The following is a 15,936-nucleotide window of genomic DNA, read 5'->3' on the forward strand; positions in this document are numbered from 1 at the left end:
ATCAGGCCGGATGAACCATCTTGCATCCGGTATCGGCCACCGAACCGGCAGCCTGCTCGCCGGGTACCCTCCCGGCGATCGTGAAGACGTCGTCCGGACCGCTCTTTGGCGGGTGCACTTCGCCGATGAAGATATTGGGCATCAATTCGTGATCGCCGGCGCGGTAGCGCACTTTGCCCGGCTGAAGTGCAACTTCCGGCGGCAGCTCGAGGTCTTCGACGGCCATCGCCAATTTCGGCCCATCCAGCGAATTTGCCTTTGCCGCCGCAAGCCGCACCGTGTGCATCGACACATAACCGAACCAGTCGCGTGCCGACGGCGTCTTCTTGGTGGCCGCGCGGTAATCCTTCACGAACTTCACGACCTCGGGCACATCGGGCTGGTTCCACCACCACTCCATGTCCCACCAGCCGGCCTGCGCATCCGGTTGCAGCGCCTTGACCGTCTCCAACTCGAACAGCGCGCCGCCAAGCGCCATTTCCTTTTGCATGCCGAATTGGGTGAATTGCTTCATGCAGTTGATCTGCGTCAGCCCGCCCATGTTGTTGAGCAGGACATTTGGCTTGTAACCCTTGGCCTTGATCAGGGTCGCCGAGAAATCGGTGTTGTTGATCGGCAGGTAGTCGCCTTCGAAGGTGCCCCCCAGCTTCTTCAGCTGTTTGATGAAGGCATCCTCAAGCGTATGGCCGTAAGCATAGTCCGGTGTGATGAAGAACCATTTCTTGCCGAACCGCTTGACGAGCTCCGGCGTGATCGCTGCCGCATCCATGGTCGTCGTGTTGCAGACCCGGAACACATTCCATTTGCAATTGGTGCCGGTGATCGGATCGGTATGGCCGCCGGGGACGATATGGAACACCTTCTTCTCGGAGGTCACCTGCGACATTGCATAAGCGATGCCGGAGTTCACGTCGCCAAGGATCACCGCGACCTTGTCACGGTCGATCAGCTTGCTCGTCTTTTGCACACCGGTGCCGACATCGTTGGCCGAGTCCTCGACCAGGAGCTGGACCTGGCGACCAAGAATTCCGCCGTTCTTGTTGATTTCCGCCTCGGCGTATCTGGCGCCATCGACCTCGCTTTGCGCGAGAGCCGACAGCACGCCGGTCAACGGATTGACCATGCCAATCTTGACCGGCTCTTCGCCAAGCGCGGTGACGATGAATGGCGCGCCAATGACCTGGCTGGCGCCAAGCGCCACCCCCGCCTTGATCAGCGTACGCCGCCCAATCGGGATATTGAAATGAGACATTTCCGACCTCCCTGCTGTCATTGTTAAATCGGGATATTTCTCCGGATCTCAGCTACTTGCCGTCAAACGTTCTGGATCAAGCATCGGTCGAGTTGTTTGAGCGGCCAACCAATGCAGACCCGAACTTCAGTTTGAGGACCCTTATGAGGACGCGTCTCTTGACGGACGCAGAGCGATCAAAGTCGCGAAAACGCATTGTTGACCGTCGCTATAGTCGGACATCAGCGTAGTCGCGATTATGACGATCGCCACGCAAATCGCGATATACGACGATCGTATACGACAAGCGATCGTTGCTGCGATGCGCGCGCGAGGCCGGCTAACGTGGCGGCAAGCAACGCCCGCCGCCGCTCTTGATTTATGGTCCGTTCGGCCACACCGATTTGATTGCACTCCGTGGTATCGCCGTTGGCCTCTATTTCCTGTCTTGAACCCGGTTTCGTTGACCGAAACGATTGCTCGGCCCAGCAAGTGGGTCAATTGCCGACGTGGCCTCTGGACGCCCTATGGCCCAGCTAAAGATGCCAAATCCTCCTCCTTGATTGTGATCGGCTTTCGCCTAAATCCCGTGTAAGCTTCCCCGCACCGCACAAACCGGTTTCGAAAGGCCCAGATGGCTAACGCCTTCTTCTCCGACCTGCTCGCCACCATCTCCGAGCGCGGCCGCACGCTGCTTCGCCGCGGTGACGCCTCGGATACCAAACACGATGCCGACGGGCTGATCGAGCTCTGCGGTGCGCTGCTGTCGGGCCGGGGCGAGGCCTCCGGCACCGCCATGGCGCGCGAGGTGCTCGACATCTACGGGGAGTTGGACGCGGCCGGACGCCGCGCCTTCTTTGAGGGGCTGGTGCGCGATTTCGGCCCGGACCGGGAACGTTTGGCCAAGGCGATCGAAAAGTGGCGCGCCAAGCCGGCCGACGAGGACGCCAGCGCCCTTCACTTCGCCTCAGAGCCGCGGCGGCAGGAACTGATCCGTCGCCTCAACCGCGCACCGGGCGGCACCGGCGATCTCGTTGCCATGCGTGCCGATCTGCTCGGCATGATGAACGGACACACCGATCTCGCCGCGCTCGATCGCGACGTCTCGCATCTTCTCTCGTCGTGGTTCAACAGGGGGTTTCTCGTGCTGCGCCGGATTGACTGGTCGACCCCGGCCAACATCCTCGAAAAGATCATTCGCTACGAAGCCGTGCATGAGATCTCCGACTGGGACGATTTGCGCCGCCGCATCGACCCGGTCGACCGCCGCTGCTACGCCTTCTTCCATCCGGCAATGGTCGACGAGCCCCTGATCTTCGTCGAGGTGGCGTTGACCGAGACTATCCCGGGTGCGATCGCGCCGCTGCTCACCGTCGATCGCCAGTACCTTCCGATCGAGAAGGCGCGCACCGCCGTGTTCTACTCGATCTCCAACACCCAGCGCGGCCTTGGCGGCATTTCCTTCGGCAGCTTCCTGATCAAGCAGGTGGTGGAGGAGCTGCGCCGCGAAACGCCGAAGCTCGACACCTTCGTGACGCTGTCGCCGGTGCCGGGCTTCATGCCGTGGATCAGGCAGGACAAGGATTTGCCGCTGTCGGACGAGGACCGCGAGATCCTGAAGCGTCTCGACGATCCCAAATGGTTCGAGAATCCCGAGACGACCGCGCAGCTGCGGGGCGTGATCGAGCCGCTCGCGGCGCATTATTTCCTGAAGGCGCGCACGCCGAAGGGCAAGCTGATCGATTCCGTCGCCCGCTTCCATCTCGGCAACGGCGCCCGCCTCGAGCGCATCGACTGGCTCGGCGACCTCTCGCCGAAGGGCGTGCGGGAATCGGCCGGCGTGATGGTCAACTACCTCTATCGCCTCGACGACATCGAGAAGAACCACGAAGCCTACGCCAATGACGGCGAGGTCGTGGCGTCCAGCGCGGTGAAGAAGCTGTTGAAGGGCGAAGGACGGCGGCTGCTGGACATGCGGCTGTCGTAGGGCGGGCGCGAAGCGGCCAGAGTGCAATTGGAATTCATGCAATGACTTCCGATAGCGCCGCATCTTCCCGGCCGACAAATCCATCGGATCGAATTGACGCCATTGACGTGTTGCGCGGCATCGCCCTGTTCGGCGTCATGGCGATCAACCTCGTCATGGAATTTCGCGTCTCGATCTTCGAGCAGTTTCTTGGTCCGAAGACGTTCGCATCGCCGATCGACCGCGTCATCGACGCAATCCTGAGCCAGGCCGTCGAACTCAAGGCGTTCGCGCTGTTTTCGCTGCTGTTCGGCGCAGGCCTTGCCATTCAATTCGACCGGCTCGCAACCAGCGAACGCCGCACTGTGCTGCTCGTGCGCCGGCTCGCCGTGCTGCTGGTGTTCGGAATCATTCATCTGTGCTTGATCTGGAACGGCGATATCCTCACCGAATATGCGCTGGCCGGATTCATCGTGCTGCCGTTGCTGTTTGGTCCGCGCTGGCTGCTCACTCTTGCCGCGCTGATGTTTCTCGCGCTGTATCTGGCGATGCAGGACTTTCCGCCAGCGGGATTGTTTCCCAGCAGAGCCGCGATCTGGCGCGACGTGATGGACGCCAATCGCATCTATGCGACCGGCGGCTTTCTCGACGTGGCGGCGTTCCGCCTGCGCGAACTCGCCCTCATCGCGCCCCTGCACGCATTCGTCTTCCTGCGCACGATCGGGCTGTTTCTTGTCGGTGCGCTCGCCTGGCGCAGCGGCATTGTGCAAAACACCCGTGGACTGTTCGCTATCGCGCTTGCCGCGATCTCTCTCGGCGCCGGCTTTTTTGGCGTCACCGAGCCGCTCGGCACCATCGCGCTGGCGCTGGGGTACGGTGCCGCCATCCTCGGCATCGCCAGCTTCGAGCGCGGCAAGCAGCTGCTCGGCTGGGCCGCGCCGCTGGGACGGATGGCCTTCACCAACTACGTCGCGCAATCCATCATCTTCGGCTGGATCTTCTACGGCTATGGGCTCGGCCTGTTCGCCCGGCTTGGTATCACGGAGGCACTCGCCGTCGGCATCGCCGTCTATGTCGGACAGGTGCTGTTCAGCGCCTGGTGGCTGCGCCACTACCGCTACGGCCCGCTCGAATGGCTATGGCGGTCGTTGATGTACGGCGTGCGGCAGCCAATGCTGGCGACGGGCCGGGCGCGAGCGGCGTGACCTACTCCGCCAGCGCCTTCATCTCCTTGTAGAGATCGGACTTGCCTTCGAAGCCGATGCCCGGGAGATCAGGCATGGTGATGTGGCCGTTCTCCACGCGGACGCCGTCGGGGAAACCGCCATAGGGCTGGAACAGGTCGGGGTAGCTTTCGTTGCCGCCCAAACCGAGGCCGGCGGCGATGTTGAGCGACATCTGGTGGCCGCCATGCGGGATGCAGCGGCTCGGCGACCAGCCGTAGGTTTTCAACACCTCCAGCGTGCGCTGGTATTCGCACAGGCCGTAGGACAGCGCGCAGTCGAATTGCAGCCAGTCGCGGTCGGGGCGCATGCCGCCGTAGCGGATGAGGTTACGCGCATCCTGGTGGCTGAACAGGTTTTCGCCCGTGGCCATCGGGCCGGGATAGAATTCGGCGAGTGCGGCCTGCAGCGCATAATCGAGGGGATCGCCGACCTCCTCGTACCAGAACAGCGGATAATCGCGCAGCATCTTGGCGTAGGCGATGCCGGTCTCGAGGTTGAAGCGGCCGTTGGCATCGACGGCGAGCTGCGCGTCCTTGCCGATCTCCTTCAGCACCGCCTCGATGCGCGTGCGGTCCTCGTCGATATCAGCGCCGCCGATCTTCATCTTGACGACGTTGTAGCCGCGATCGAGATAGCCGCGCATTTCGTCACGCAGCATCGAGAGATCCTTGCCGGGATAGTAATAGCCGCCGGCGGCGTAGACGAAGACGCGCGGGTTGGCTTTCACGCCGTGACGCTCGGCCAGCAGACGGAACAACGGTTTGCCCGCGATCTTCGCCACCGCGTCCCACACCGCCATGTCGAGGGTGCCGACCGCGACCGAGCGCTCGCCATGGCCGCCCGGCTTCTCGTTGGCCATCATCGCGCCCCAGACCTTGTCGGGGTCGAGATTGTCGCCGGCCGCATTCAACAGCGACTTCGGTTCGGCCTCGAGGATGCGCGAGGCAAAGCGCTCGCGGATCAGGCCGCCCTGGCCGTAGCGGCCGTTGGAATTGAAGCCATAGCCGACGACGCGCTTGCCGTCGCGTACGACGTCGGTGACGACGGCAACCAGGCTCGTCGTCATCTTGGTGAAGTCGATATAGGCGTTGCGGATCGGGGAGGAGATCGGTTTTGTGATCTCGCGGACGTCGATGATGCGGACGGACATGACCTATTTCTTACCCCGGAAATACGGCTCGACCGGACCATGCACCTTGATGGTCAGCGGGTTGCCGTAGCGGTCCTTGGCATTGCCTGCGGAGACGCGGACCCAGCCCTCGCTGATGCAGTATTCCTCGACATTGGTCTTCTCGACGCCCTTGAAACGGATGCCGACGTCGCGCGCCAGGATGTCCGCGTTGTAATAGGGGCTCTTCGGATCGACCGACAGGCGGTCCGGAAATTCGTCGCTCATGATTGTCTCGCTCATAACAGGGTCTCGATTTGCTGCCGCAATCCTTCGGGCCGCGCGGTCGGGGCGTAGCGCGCGATCACCCGGCCGGCACGGTCCACCAGGAATTTCGTGAAATTCCATTTGATGGAGGCGCCCAGCAGCCCGGATTGCTGGCGTTTCAGGTACTCATACAAGGGATGCGCGTGAGCGCCGTTGACGTCGATCTTCTCGAACAGGGGAAAGGTGACGTCGTAATTGGTCGAGCAGAACGCCTGGATTTCGCTTGCCTTCCCCGGCTCCTGCGCGCCGAACTGGTTGCAGGGAAAGCCGAGCACCGAAAAGCCGCGCGGCGAGAGATCGCGATGCAGATCCTCCAGCCCGCGATATTGCGGCGTGAAGCCGCATTTGCTCGCGGTGTTGACGATCAGCAGCACCTGTCCCTCGAACTGGCGCAGGGCGACCTCGTCGCCGGCAAGCGAATTGGCCTTGAAGTCGTAGATAACAGACATCGCTAACCCACGGGGTCGATCGGCGACGGCGGCACACCGCCCGCCTCGATCGCTTCGCCGGCGAGGAGACACAGATCCTCGCGATAGCGGCCGGAGACGATGTGCACGCCGACCGGAATCTTGCCGACGAGGCCGGTGGAGACCACGAGGCCCGGCAGCCCCATGAAGGGGGTCGCGATCTGCGGCAGCTGCGCCTCCCAGACGCGCTCGAAAGAGGCGGCGTCCTTGCGGTCGAGATGATCGGGGAACGGCAATTCGCCGGAGACCGGCGTCAGCACCACGGCATATCTTTCGAAGAACAGCATCCAGTCGCGGGTCAGCGTGGCGCGGCGGGTCAGCGCCTGGGCGTAATTCGCCTGGTCCATCGGCGTGACCTTGGCGCGAATGCCGCGCAAGCATGCCAGCGCACCGGGATCGCCCTCACGCTCGGCCATCTCGAGCTGCGCCTCGTAGCCGTCGCCCAGCCACAGCTTTCGCTGCCACTCGACAGCTTCGCGCATCGGCGGGGTGTTCTCGATCACTTCGACGGTCCAGCCGGCGCGCTCCAGCCGCTTGCCGGCGTCGGTCACGGCGGCCTTCACCTCCGGCGTGGTCGCAAGGCCGTCCGGGTTGAGGCAGACCGCAGCGCGCTTCGGCACTGCCGGGCCTTCCAGCGGCGCCGGCACAAACCAGGGATCGCGGACGTCGCGGGCCGACATCGCGGCGAGCGAGATGCGCAGATCGTTCACGGTGCGCGCCAGCGGGCCCGAGACGGCCATGATCTGCGGCCCGATCGGCCGCTCGGGCAGCGCCGGATTGAAGGCGGGGATGCGGCCCAGGGTCGGGCGCAGGCCGTGCACGCCGCAGGCATAGGCGGGATAGCGGATCGAACCGGCGATATCGGTGCCATGCGCAATGTGGCCGATGCCGGCCGCGACCGCCGAGCCGGCGCCGCCGGACGAGCCGCCCGGCGTCAGCGACGCATCGCGGGGGTTCTTGGTGTCGCCATGGACCAGATTGGTGGTGAACCAGCGATAGGAGAAGGCCGGGCAATTGGTGCGCCCAAGGAGAACCGCGCCGGCCTTGCGGAAATTGGCAACCACCGGATTATCCTCGCGCGCGATCAAATCGCGCTGAAGCTTGAGGCCGTTGGTGGTGGCAAAGCCTTCCTGATCGACATTGGCCTTGATGGTGACGGGCACGCCGGCGAGCAGGCCGGGGTCTTCCCCCCGTGCGATGGCGGCATCGACGGCCTCGGCCTGCTTGAGCACGTCCTCGGGCCGGTGGTCGATCACGGCATTGAGCTGGGGATTGACCGCATCCAGGCGGGCGAGGCCGGCCTTGGCCGCCTCCCGGGCGGACACCTTTTTGGACCTGACGAGGGTAGCGAGGTCGGCGGCCGACAGGCGCCAGAGATCTTGCATGATTTGCTCCGTATGACCGGCGTCTTTTAGCGCCGGGAACGGGCCAAAGCCATGCGGATTTCGCAGGGAGCGGAGGGTGGGTCGGTGCCCGGTGGCGCCTCATTTCCGTCATTGCGAGGAGCCCTTGCGACGAAGCAATCCAGACTGCCTCCGCGGAGAGATTCTGGATTGCTTCGCTACGCTCGCAATGACGGCGGATGGAGCCGGGCTCCTAATGCCTCGTCGCGGATTGGTCCGGCACGTCCAGGAGCGCCTCAGTGAAGGGGAATTCCAGCACGATCTCGCCCTCGAGGTCGGTCACCTCGATGACCGCCTCCATCAGCGCCGGCTGGGTCCCCTCCGATTTCAGCACCTCCAGGATCATCTGGCGGGCGACTTCCCAGGCGCGGTCGGGATTGCGCAGATCCTCGCCGTCGGGATCCACGATCAATTCGTCGCCGATACGGGTGTTGAAGAAATATTTGGGCATCACGAGATCCAGCTAAAGTCGCCTGTATCGGATTCAAAGCGGCACTCCACTCACAACTGCTTTATCAGGACAGGGTTCGCGACCGAATGCGCCACGCGCAATGCTGCGTCGCCGGAACCGACGTTCCAATCACATTTTTCGCGGCGCAGCATGACCTTCTCGGGAAAATATCACTGGCGAACTTTTGTGCTCGCAGTACTTTAACCCATGGGCGTACACGTCCGAGTTCGCGAAATGGAGAGCCAAAATGGCCTGGAAAACCCCCAAGATCGTCGAAGTGCCCTGCGGCATGGAAATCAACATGTATGTGAGCGCCACCCGCAAGTAAGCGGTGGGTGAGCACGCGCTTTGCGCAGGTGGGTCTTTCGGTCACGAGAGGTTTCCGGACGATGGAAACTGTGTCGGCCCAAGCTTTTTTGACCTGAGATCCACCTCGCGACGTTCCTTCCAGGAGACGGATCATGCTTCGCGTCGTCGTCCTGGGCGCCGGGGCCGGCGGCGGAGTGCCGCAATGGAATTGCGGTTGCGAGGGCTGCCGGACGGCACGCAGCCACGGCCACGAGCTTTGTCGGACTCAGGCGTCGGTTGCCTTCAGCGGCGACGGCGAGCACTGGTTCCTGATCAACGCTTCCCCCGACCTCCGCCAACAATTGAACGCCACGCCGCAGCTGCATCCGAAGCCCGGCGCACTGCGCCATACGCCGATTGCCGGCGTGATTTTGACCAACAGCGAAGTGGATGCGGTGACGGGGCTGCTCTCGATGCGCGAGGGTTCGCCCTTCACGGTCTATGCGCATGAAAAGGTGCTGGCGATCCTTGCCAGTAACAGCATCTTCAACGTGCTGAACGAGAAGAACGTCAAGCGCCAGCCGATCAGCATCAGCGAGCCCTTCGAGCCGCGGCTGCTAGATGGCACGCGCTCGGGGCTGGAGGTGCTGCCCTTTGCGGTACCAGGCAAATCGGCTTGGTACCTCGAAGGCAAGTCGCATCCGGGCGGCGAGAGCGGCGACGGCGATACGCTGGGCCTGAAGATCACCGACAAGGCGACCGGCAAGTGCTTCTATTTCATCGCCGCCTGCGCCGAGGTCACCGACGGGCTCAAGGCCGAGATCGACGGTGCTGCGCTGGTGTTCTTCGACGGCACGGTCTGGCAGGATGACGAGATGATCAAGGCCGGGCTCGGCCACAAGACCGGCAAGAGCATGGGCCATGTCGCGATGTCCGGTCACGATGGCGCAATCGCGCGGCTGGCCGATCTCAATATCGACAGGAAGATGTTTCTGCATATCAACAACTCGAACCCGGCGCTGCTGCCCGCTTCACCGGAGCGTAAAGCGCTCGAGCAGGCGGGATGGCAGATACCCGCCGACGGAACGGAGATCGTGCTGTGAATGCCATGTCGATGACTGGAATGACCGCGCTCTCGATCGGCAAGGACATCAGGCTCACTAACGCCGAGGAGCTGGAGGCGACGCTGCGCCACATTGGCGCCACTCGCTATCACAGCCTGCACCCGTTCCATAAGCTGCTGCACGGCGGCAAGCTGAACAAGGGCCAAGTGCAGGCCTGGGCGCTGAACCGCTACTATTACCAGAGCACGATCCCGATCAAGGACGCGGTGGTGATCTCGCGCTTCCGCGACCGCGCCACGCGGCTGGAATGGCGCCATCGCATCGAGGATCATGACGGTGACGTCGGCAGCGAAGGCGGCATCGAGCGCTGGCTGAAGCTGACCGAGGGCCTCGGCCTCGATACTGCTTACGTGGAATCGACCGAAGGCATTCTGCCGGCGACGCGCTTCGCGGTGGAGGCTTACGTCCACTACTGCCGCGAAAAAAGCCCGCTGGAGGCGATCGCCTCCTCGCTGACCGAATTGTTTGCGCCGAACCTGCACGAAGAGCGCATCTCCGGCATGCTGGAGCATTATGACTTCGTCAATCCTGACATCATGAGCTACTTCAAGCGCCGCCTGGCACAGGCGCCGCGCGATGCCGGATTCGCGCTCGACTATGTCAAGGCGCATGCCACGACGCCGGAGCAGCGCGCGCAGGTGTGCAACGCGCTGATCTTCAAGACCAACGTGCTGTGGGTGCAGTTGGATGCGCTCCAGCACGCCTATGTCGAAGGCAACATTCCGCCGGGCGCGTTCGTGCCCCAAGAAACTAAAAAGGCGAGCTGAGGGACAAGAGCAATGGCCGGGCCGCGGAACATCAGCGTCAGCGAGGCAAGCCGCCCGGTGCTGCCGCGGCATGCCAAGCTGAAATACGACGAGACGCGGAAAGTCTGGGTGATCCTGGCCCCGGAACGGGTGCTGGCGCCGGACGAGATCGCGGTCGAGGTCTTGCAGCTCTGCAACGGCGAGCGCAATGTCGGCGAAATGTCCGATCAGCTCGCCGCGAAATACGCGGCACCGCGCGAGGCGATCCTCGCCGACGTCATCGTGATGCTGCAGGATCTCGCCGACAAGGGCTTTCTCACTGAAGCCCGGGAGAAGACGCCATGAGCGATGTGCTCCCGACCATCCCGCCCGAGACAAGCGACAGCCTCGCGGTGCTGGAGAAGAGCCGTTCGACGGCCGAGACCTTCGGCATCCCGCTCGCGGTGCTGCTCGAGATCACCCATCGCTGTCCGTTGCAATGTCCCTATTGCTCCAATCCGGTCGAACTCGACCGTTCCGGCAAGGAATTGACCACGGACGAGTGGAAGAAGGTGCTGAGCGAGCTCGCCGAAATCGGCGTGCTCCAGGTGCATTTCTCCGGCGGCGAGCCGACGGCGCGCAAGGATCTCGTCGAGCTGGTCAGGCATGCCAGCGACGTCGGCCTCTACACCAATCTGATCACCTCGGCCGTGCTGCTGACGCGCGAGCGACTGAGCGAGCTGGCGGACGCCGGCCTCTGCCACGTGCAGATCTCTTTCCAGGGCATCGAAGAAGGCCTCGCCGATCGCGTCGCCGGCTATCAAGGCGGGCATCGCAAGAAACTCGAAGTCGCCAAATGGACGCGCGAGCTCGACTTGCCGCTCACCGTGAACGCGGTGATGCACCGGCAAAACCTGCATCAGCTCCCCGATATCATCCAGATGTCGATCGATCTCGACGCCGACCGGCTCGAGGTCGCCAATGTCCAATATTACGGCTGGGCGCTGAGGAACCGCGCCGCGCTGATGCCGACGGTGGCGCAACTCGACGAGTGCACCCGTATCGTCGAAGAGGCGCGCGAGCGGCTCAAGGGAACGCTTGCGATCGACTACGTCGTGCCCGACTATTACGCGCTGCGGCCGAAGAAGTGCATGGGCGGCTGGGGGCGGCAGTTCTTCAACATCTCGCCGGCCGGCAAGGTGCTGCCCTGCCACGCCGCCGAGAGCATCACGGGGCTCGACTTCTTGTCCGTGCGTTCCAATCATTCGATCGCCTGGATCTGGCAGAACTCGGACGCCTTCAACCGCTATCGCGGCACCGGCTGGATGAAGGAGCCGTGCAAGAGTTGCGAATTCCGCGAGATCGATTTCGGCGGCTGCCGCTGCCAGGCCTTTGCGCTGACGGGCGATGCCGCCAATACCGACCCGGCCTGCGCGCTGTCGCCGCTGCACGAGACCATCTTCAAGCAGGCCGAGCGCGAGGCCGAGGGCGCGACCAACCGCTTCCTCTATCGCAATTTTGCCGGCGGCACTTTGGAATCCGGGAATGACGCCTGACGCCGACGCGGCCGCATCGGCCAGACGCGCCGATCCGTTTGCGCCGCTGACCTCTGATATGTTGGATGTCGGCGATGGCCACGAGCTCTACGTCGAGAGCGTCGGCCGCGCTGACGGGATTCCTGCCGTTTATCTGCACGGCGGCCCCGGCAGCGGCTGCCAGCCGGATCATCGCCGGCTGTTCGATCCGGATCGCTTCTGCGCCGTGCTGTTCGACCAGCGCGGCTGCGGCCGCAGTCGGCCAAAGGGATCGCGCGAACACAATACGACGGCGCATCTGATCTCGGACATGGAAAGGATCCGCGAAAAATTCGGCTTCGACCGCTGGATGGTGGTCGGCGGCTCCTGGGGCGCGACACTGGCGCTGGCTTATGCGCAAGCCCATCCCGAGCGCGTCTCCGGCATCGCGCTGCGCGCGACCTTCCTGGGCACGCGGGCAGAGGTCGAGACGGCCTTCACCTCGCGCCTGGCGCAATTCTATCCCGCGCTGTACGAAGATTTTTTGAGCGTGCTGCCGCTAGAGGAACGTGCGCAACCGGTGGAAGCCTACTCTCGCCGTATCCTCGATGCCGATCCGGCCGTGCATGGTCCGACCTCGCGCGCCTGGCACGACACCGAGCGCGCGTTGTCGGAGCATAAGGCCACCAAGACGCGGATCGATCTGGCTTCGCTCAACGTCTGGCGCACGCTGCCGGCGACGCCGTTCATGGAAGCGCATTACTTCGTCAACAATTCCTTCATGAGCGAAGACCAGTTGCTGCGAAACGCTCCCCGGCTCAAAGGCATTCCCGGCATTATCGTGCAGGGCCGCTACGATTTGCTGTGCCCTCCTGAGACATCCGAGCGGCTTGCGAAAGTCTGGTCCGGCTCCGAGATTCGGATCGTGGAAGAAGCCGGGCATTCGCTCTATGATGCCGGCGTGAGGGACGCGGTCATGAAGTCGATCGCCGACCTCGCGTCGAAGGCCGCGCGTTAACGCGCGAAAAAGGGACAACAAAAATGCCGCTCGCCGGGACTGGCATGCTGCTGACGTCGATGAACATCGACGCCGCGGATGAAGCCGATTTCAACCGCTGGTACGATCGCGAGCATCTGGAAGAGCGCGTCGCGATCGAAGGCTTTCTCGAAGCGAGGCGGTATGTCGCCCACGCGGCCTATCCCAAATATCTCTGCCTCTATTCGACAGCGACGCTCGACGTGCTCGACAGTCCCGCCTACAAGGCGCGGCTCGCGAGTCCGACCGACTGGTCGCGACAGACCATGGCGCGCTTCAAGAACATGCTGCGTGTGGTCGCCCGTATCACCGTCAGCAACGGCACCGGTCGCGGCGCCGCGCTCGGCGTGGTCCGGCTGCGGCCGACGCCCGATAATGCCGGGGCGTGGCGTGATGCATTGCAGGAAAAGCTAGCGCCGGAAACGCGCGACGGCATCATCTCCATGCACCTGCTTGAGAGCGAGCCTGAATTGTCAGGCGCGACCGCGGAAATTCCCGCGATGCGCAACGAAGGCGCGCGCGACTGGTTCGTGCTGATCGACGGCACGCATGTCGGCGCCGTCTCCGCCGTGATCGCCGAGCGCTTCACCGGCCCCGCCGCATCACCCTTCCCGCTGCCCGTCTCTGTCGGCACTTACAGCCTGATGTGGGATCTCGCGAAGAGCGACATCGCGCACAGCTAAGCCGTGCACCTATAGACCCGGCGGCCTCATCTGACCGGTGACTATGTCCGATGCGCTCCGATAGGGACCAAGCTCGTGCGGCGGCGAAGTATGTTGCGATGGGAAAGCAGGCGACCTCATTCGATCACCTCATCGGCTAGTCCGAGTATCGTGGACGTGACTGTCAGGCCAAGAGCTTTTGCGGTTTTCAAGTTGATGGCCAGGTCGAATTTCGTCGGCTGCAAAACCGGCAAATCTGCGGGCTTTGCGCCCTTGAGGATGAGTCCGGTGTACGATCCGGCTTGCCTATAGGCTGCGATGATGCTTGGGCCGTAGCTGATCAACCCACCCGCGACAACGAATTCACGCAGATGGGACATCGTGGGGAGAGCGTGGCCTATTGCCAAACGCGCGAGTTGATCTCGTCGTGACAACAGAAACGGATCAGTGCCAATAATCATTGCATCTGCCCCCTGTTGTGCGATGTTCTCAAAAGCTTTTTCGATCTCGCCTTCAGTGCTGGCAGGCAAAACACTTATTTTTATCCCGAGGGCGTGCGCACCCGCCTCCACTTCCTGCACCTCCGACGCTGTTTGCGGAAAATTGGGATTCACGAGAAATGAAATTGTGGTGGCTTTTGGAATGAGCTGGCGAATCAGTTCGAGCCGCTTCGGCCCAAGCTCCACCCCCATAAGTGTTGATCCGGTTATATTGCCTCCCGGTCGGTTCAGGCTTGTGACGAGACCGGCCTTGATCGGGTCACCCCCCATCGTGAAGACGACTGGGATGGTGGTTGAGGCTAGCTTTGCTGCAAGCGGAGAAGGGTCTCCACCGGTGGCGGCAATCACATTAACCTGACGGACGGCCAGCTCGATAGCCAACTCCGGGAGTCGGTCGTATCGGCCCTCGGCCCACCGATACTCAAATTCAACATTTTTTCCTTCGAAATAGCCGTGTTCTCCCAAGCCGTCTTGGAATGCGCGCAAGACCGAGGCGGCCTCGGACGGCGAGCGGGCGCTCAGGAAGCCAATCACAGGCATCGATGACTGCTGCGCTTGCGCGGCATATGACCAGCTATTGGCGGCCGCACCAACTCCCAGCTTGATAAACTCGCGCCGCTTCATTGCTGGTCCCCGCCGCTGATGCTCCGGATCAGAACGTATGTAAGTTTGGGCACGGATCAAAGAGATCATATGAGCGCTTTGGGTCAATCGCGGTGGACTTGGCAATGGACTTGGCAATGGACTTGGAGTGACCCCAGATCGCGCCATGGCCGCAAGTCCCGGAAAGCAGACACAATCTTCCCACTCTGAGAGATTGCGACGTCGTCAAATTATCGACGGCTCCAGGCCAAGCTCCGATTTCGAAGCTTCTACTCGATGACCTCGTCGGCCACCGTCACTAGACGATCAGGTGCAGCGATCCCCAGAGATTTCGCTGCCTTGAGGTTGAGCACGAGCACGAACTTGCTGGCCTGCTCAATCGGCAGGTCCGCCGGCTTCTCGCCCTTGAGAACCTTCGCGGCATAGATGCCGGCGCGACGGAAGTCGTCGATCAGATCAGCCGAATAGGACATTAGGAGCCCTGCCCGGCCCCACTCCGGATAGGTGCCGACCGTGGGTTTTCCCGACGCCATCACCAACGGCAACACGCGCGGCATGTTGTTGTACAGCAGCGGCTCGCCGGAAACGTAAAGGGCGCCAACGCCACCGCGGACGCTTGCCGACACCGCTCCCTCGACATCGTCGAGCCCTTGAAGTGGATGACGCACGACTTCAAAGCCAAATTGACCAGCGACGCTTTGCAATGCCTTGAGCTCGGCTGTGGCAAGAATCGACGATGAGCCGATGAAGCCGAGCGCCTTCAGGTCGGGCACCAGTTCCTTGAACAGGTTCATGCGCTTTTGGGTCAGCGCCTCCTCGCCGCCAACCGCGTTCATCACGTTGCCGGTGGCGTGGCCGCCCGGGTGTACATAGCTTTCCGCAAATCCAGCCTTGATGGGGTCGGCGGCATAGGATGTGAAGATCAGCGGTAGGTTAGGCAGGACCTTGTGCACGATCGGCGCGGCGGGCCCCGAAGCAACGATGACACGCGGTTTGAGCGCGGCGAGTTCAAGAGCGAGTGCAGGCAATCGGTCGAAAACTCCGTCGGCATGGCGCGAAGCAAAACTATAGTTGATGCCCTCAGTGAGGCCGGCCTCCCGCATGCCCTGACGGATGGCCACGATCCGGTTCTCGGCGTTCTTCGCCGGTCCCGGCACCAGCACGGCGACAATTGGCAAGTCCGTTTGGCCGCGCGCCACAAGCGGCCAAGCTGCCGCACCACCCAGAATACAAAGAAGATCCCTGCGCCGCATGTCCGCCCCAAAGCTCAATGGGCATATGCTATCCGCTTCGCCGATGACTTGA

17 protein-coding genes are annotated in these 15,936 nt (G+C 62.7%); 9 read left to right on the top strand and 8 right to left on the bottom strand.

Going from position 1 to position 15,936, the window contains the following annotated elements; translation table 11 throughout:
• Position 1: 1 nt before the first annotated feature.
• Positions 2-1,252: an ABC transporter substrate-binding protein gene (locus tag JJE66_RS01895; RefSeq protein ID WP_200512441.1), complete on the bottom strand. Its 1,251-nt coding sequence runs from the start codon at positions 1,250-1,252 to the stop codon at positions 2-4.
• A gap of 613 nt (positions 1,253-1,865) precedes the next feature.
• On the opposite strand from JJE66_RS01895, the gene JJE66_RS01900 reads away from it, so the two are divergent.
• Positions 1,866-3,218, top strand: coding sequence for a malonyl-CoA decarboxylase (locus JJE66_RS01900; RefSeq protein ID WP_200512442.1), 1,353 nt, complete (start codon positions 1,866-1,868; stop codon positions 3,216-3,218).
• A gap of 41 nt (positions 3,219-3,259) precedes the next feature.
• Positions 3,260-4,402: a DUF418 domain-containing protein gene (locus tag JJE66_RS01905; RefSeq protein ID WP_200512443.1), complete on the top strand. Its 1,143-nt coding sequence runs from the start codon at positions 3,260-3,262 to the stop codon at positions 4,400-4,402.
• Position 4,403: 1 nt separating this feature from the next.
• On the opposite strand, the gene tarD is transcribed toward JJE66_RS01905, so the two are convergent.
• From tarD to JJE66_RS01930, 5 genes are all read right to left on the bottom strand, one after another.
• Positions 4,404-5,573 carry a D(-)-tartrate dehydratase gene (gene tarD / locus JJE66_RS01910; RefSeq protein ID WP_200512444.1) on the bottom strand — a complete coding sequence of 390 codons (1,170 nt, stop codon included), beginning with the start codon at positions 5,571-5,573 and terminating at the stop codon, positions 4,404-4,406.
• 3 nt (positions 5,574-5,576) lie between these two features.
• Positions 5,577-5,834 carry a DUF3297 family protein gene (locus JJE66_RS01915; protein ID WP_200512445.1) on the bottom strand — a complete coding sequence of 86 codons (258 nt, stop codon included), beginning with the start codon at positions 5,832-5,834 and terminating at the stop codon, positions 5,577-5,579.
• Complete coding sequence (locus JJE66_RS01920; RefSeq protein ID WP_200512446.1) at positions 5,831-6,307, bottom strand: glutathione peroxidase; 477 nt, start codon at positions 6,305-6,307, stop codon at positions 5,831-5,833. The genes JJE66_RS01915 and JJE66_RS01920 overlap by 4 nt, the downstream gene beginning before the upstream one ends.
• Before the next feature lie 2 nt (positions 6,308-6,309).
• Positions 6,310-7,710, bottom strand: a complete 1,401-nt coding sequence (locus JJE66_RS01925; RefSeq protein ID WP_200512447.1) for an amidase family protein — start codon at positions 7,708-7,710, stop codon at positions 6,310-6,312.
• A 211-nt stretch (positions 7,711-7,921) separates the two neighbouring features.
• On the bottom strand, positions 7,922-8,179 hold the full coding sequence (locus JJE66_RS01930) for a DUF6894 family protein (RefSeq protein ID WP_200512448.1): 258 nt from the start codon (positions 8,177-8,179) through the stop codon (positions 7,922-7,924).
• Between the two features lie 247 nt (positions 8,180-8,426).
• Here JJE66_RS01930 and pqqA point away from each other — a divergent pair, with 247 nt between their 5' ends.
• The 7 genes from pqqA (at position 8,427) to JJE66_RS01965 (ending at position 13,549) form a co-directional block, all read left to right on the top strand.
• Positions 8,427-8,507 carry a pyrroloquinoline quinone precursor peptide PqqA gene (gene pqqA / locus JJE66_RS01935; RefSeq protein ID WP_045002119.1) on the top strand — a complete coding sequence of 27 codons (81 nt, stop codon included), beginning with the start codon at positions 8,427-8,429 and terminating at the stop codon, positions 8,505-8,507.
• A gap of 133 nt (positions 8,508-8,640) precedes the next feature.
• Complete coding sequence (gene pqqB / locus JJE66_RS01940) at positions 8,641-9,570, top strand: pyrroloquinoline quinone biosynthesis protein PqqB (protein ID WP_200512449.1); 930 nt, start codon at positions 8,641-8,643, stop codon at positions 9,568-9,570.
• Between the two features lie 20 nt (positions 9,571-9,590).
• Positions 9,591-10,358, top strand: coding sequence for a pyrroloquinoline-quinone synthase PqqC (gene pqqC, locus JJE66_RS01945; protein WP_210349699.1), 768 nt, complete (start codon positions 9,591-9,593; stop codon positions 10,356-10,358).
• A gap of 12 nt (positions 10,359-10,370) precedes the next feature.
• A complete protein-coding gene (gene pqqD, locus JJE66_RS01950) occupies positions 10,371-10,682 on the top strand; it encodes a pyrroloquinoline quinone biosynthesis peptide chaperone PqqD (protein WP_200512451.1) in 312 nt (103 codons plus the stop codon).
• Entirely contained in the window at positions 10,679-11,872 is a 1,194-nt protein-coding gene (pqqE, locus tag JJE66_RS01955) for a pyrroloquinoline quinone biosynthesis protein PqqE (RefSeq protein ID WP_200512452.1), read from the top strand. Before pqqD ends, pqqE begins: the two co-directional genes overlap by 4 nt.
• On the top strand, positions 11,862-12,848 hold the full coding sequence (pip, locus tag JJE66_RS01960; protein WP_200512453.1) for a prolyl aminopeptidase: 987 nt from the start codon (positions 11,862-11,864) through the stop codon (positions 12,846-12,848). The genes pqqE and pip overlap by 11 nt, the downstream gene beginning before the upstream one ends.
• Positions 12,849-12,871: 23 nt before the next feature.
• On the top strand, positions 12,872-13,549 hold the full coding sequence (locus JJE66_RS01965; RefSeq protein ID WP_200512454.1) for a DUF4286 family protein: 678 nt from the start codon (positions 12,872-12,874) through the stop codon (positions 13,547-13,549).
• Between the two features lie 116 nt (positions 13,550-13,665).
• On the opposite strand, the gene JJE66_RS01970 is transcribed toward JJE66_RS01965, so the two are convergent.
• Together JJE66_RS01970 and JJE66_RS01975 are read right to left on the bottom strand one after the other, a co-directional pair.
• On the bottom strand, positions 13,666-14,652 hold the full coding sequence (locus JJE66_RS01970) for an ABC transporter substrate-binding protein (RefSeq protein ID WP_200512455.1): 987 nt from the start codon (positions 14,650-14,652) through the stop codon (positions 13,666-13,668).
• 248 nt (positions 14,653-14,900) lie between these two features.
• A complete protein-coding gene (locus tag JJE66_RS01975; protein ID WP_200512456.1) occupies positions 14,901-15,884 on the bottom strand; it encodes an ABC transporter substrate-binding protein in 984 nt (327 codons plus the stop codon).
• Positions 15,885-15,936: the final 52 nt, after the last annotated feature.

The sequence above is a fragment of the Bradyrhizobium diazoefficiens genome, assembly GCF_016612535.1.
GTDB lineage: Bacteria > Pseudomonadota > Alphaproteobacteria > Rhizobiales > Xanthobacteraceae > Bradyrhizobium > Bradyrhizobium diazoefficiens_C.

What these genes read in the sequence shown, in the direction of transcription:
- JJE66_RS01895 (WP_200512441.1), bottom strand. Translation starts at nt 1,252, where the DNA reads ATGTCTCATTTCAATATCCCGATTGGGCGGCGTACGCTGATCAAGGCG.
- JJE66_RS01900 (WP_200512442.1), top strand. Translation starts at nt 1,866, where the DNA reads ATGGCTAACGCCTTCTTCTCCGACCTGCTCGCCACCATCTCCGAGCGC.
- JJE66_RS01905 (WP_200512443.1), top strand. Translation starts at nt 3,260, where the DNA reads ATGACTTCCGATAGCGCCGCATCTTCCCGGCCGACAAATCCATCGGAT.
- tarD (WP_200512444.1), bottom strand. Translation starts at nt 5,573, where the DNA reads ATGTCCGTCCGCATCATCGACGTCCGCGAGATCACAAAACCGATCTCC.
- JJE66_RS01915 (WP_200512445.1), bottom strand. Translation starts at nt 5,834, where the DNA reads ATGAGCGAGACAATCATGAGCGACGAATTTCCGGACCGCCTGTCGGTC.
- JJE66_RS01920 (WP_200512446.1), bottom strand. Translation starts at nt 6,307, where the DNA reads ATGTCTGTTATCTACGACTTCAAGGCCAATTCGCTTGCCGGCGACGAG.
- JJE66_RS01925 (WP_200512447.1), bottom strand. Translation starts at nt 7,710, where the DNA reads ATGCAAGATCTCTGGCGCCTGTCGGCCGCCGACCTCGCTACCCTCGTC.
- JJE66_RS01930 (WP_200512448.1), bottom strand. Translation starts at nt 8,179, where the DNA reads ATGCCCAAATATTTCTTCAACACCCGTATCGGCGACGAATTGATCGTG.
- pqqA (WP_045002119.1), top strand. Translation starts at nt 8,427, where the DNA reads ATGGCCTGGAAAACCCCCAAGATCGTCGAAGTGCCCTGCGGCATGGAA.
- pqqB (WP_200512449.1), top strand. Translation starts at nt 8,641, where the DNA reads ATGCTTCGCGTCGTCGTCCTGGGCGCCGGGGCCGGCGGCGGAGTGCCG.
- pqqC (WP_210349699.1), top strand. Translation starts at nt 9,591, where the DNA reads ATGACCGCGCTCTCGATCGGCAAGGACATCAGGCTCACTAACGCCGAG.
- pqqD (WP_200512451.1), top strand. Translation starts at nt 10,371, where the DNA reads ATGGCCGGGCCGCGGAACATCAGCGTCAGCGAGGCAAGCCGCCCGGTG.
- pqqE (WP_200512452.1), top strand. Translation starts at nt 10,679, where the DNA reads ATGAGCGATGTGCTCCCGACCATCCCGCCCGAGACAAGCGACAGCCTC.
- pip (WP_200512453.1), top strand. Translation starts at nt 11,862, where the DNA reads ATGACGCCTGACGCCGACGCGGCCGCATCGGCCAGACGCGCCGATCCG.
- JJE66_RS01965 (WP_200512454.1), top strand. Translation starts at nt 12,872, where the DNA reads ATGCCGCTCGCCGGGACTGGCATGCTGCTGACGTCGATGAACATCGAC.
- JJE66_RS01970 (WP_200512455.1), bottom strand. Translation starts at nt 14,652, where the DNA reads ATGAAGCGGCGCGAGTTTATCAAGCTGGGAGTTGGTGCGGCCGCCAAT.
- JJE66_RS01975 (WP_200512456.1), bottom strand. Translation starts at nt 15,884, where the DNA reads ATGCGGCGCAGGGATCTTCTTTGTATTCTGGGTGGTGCGGCAGCTTGG.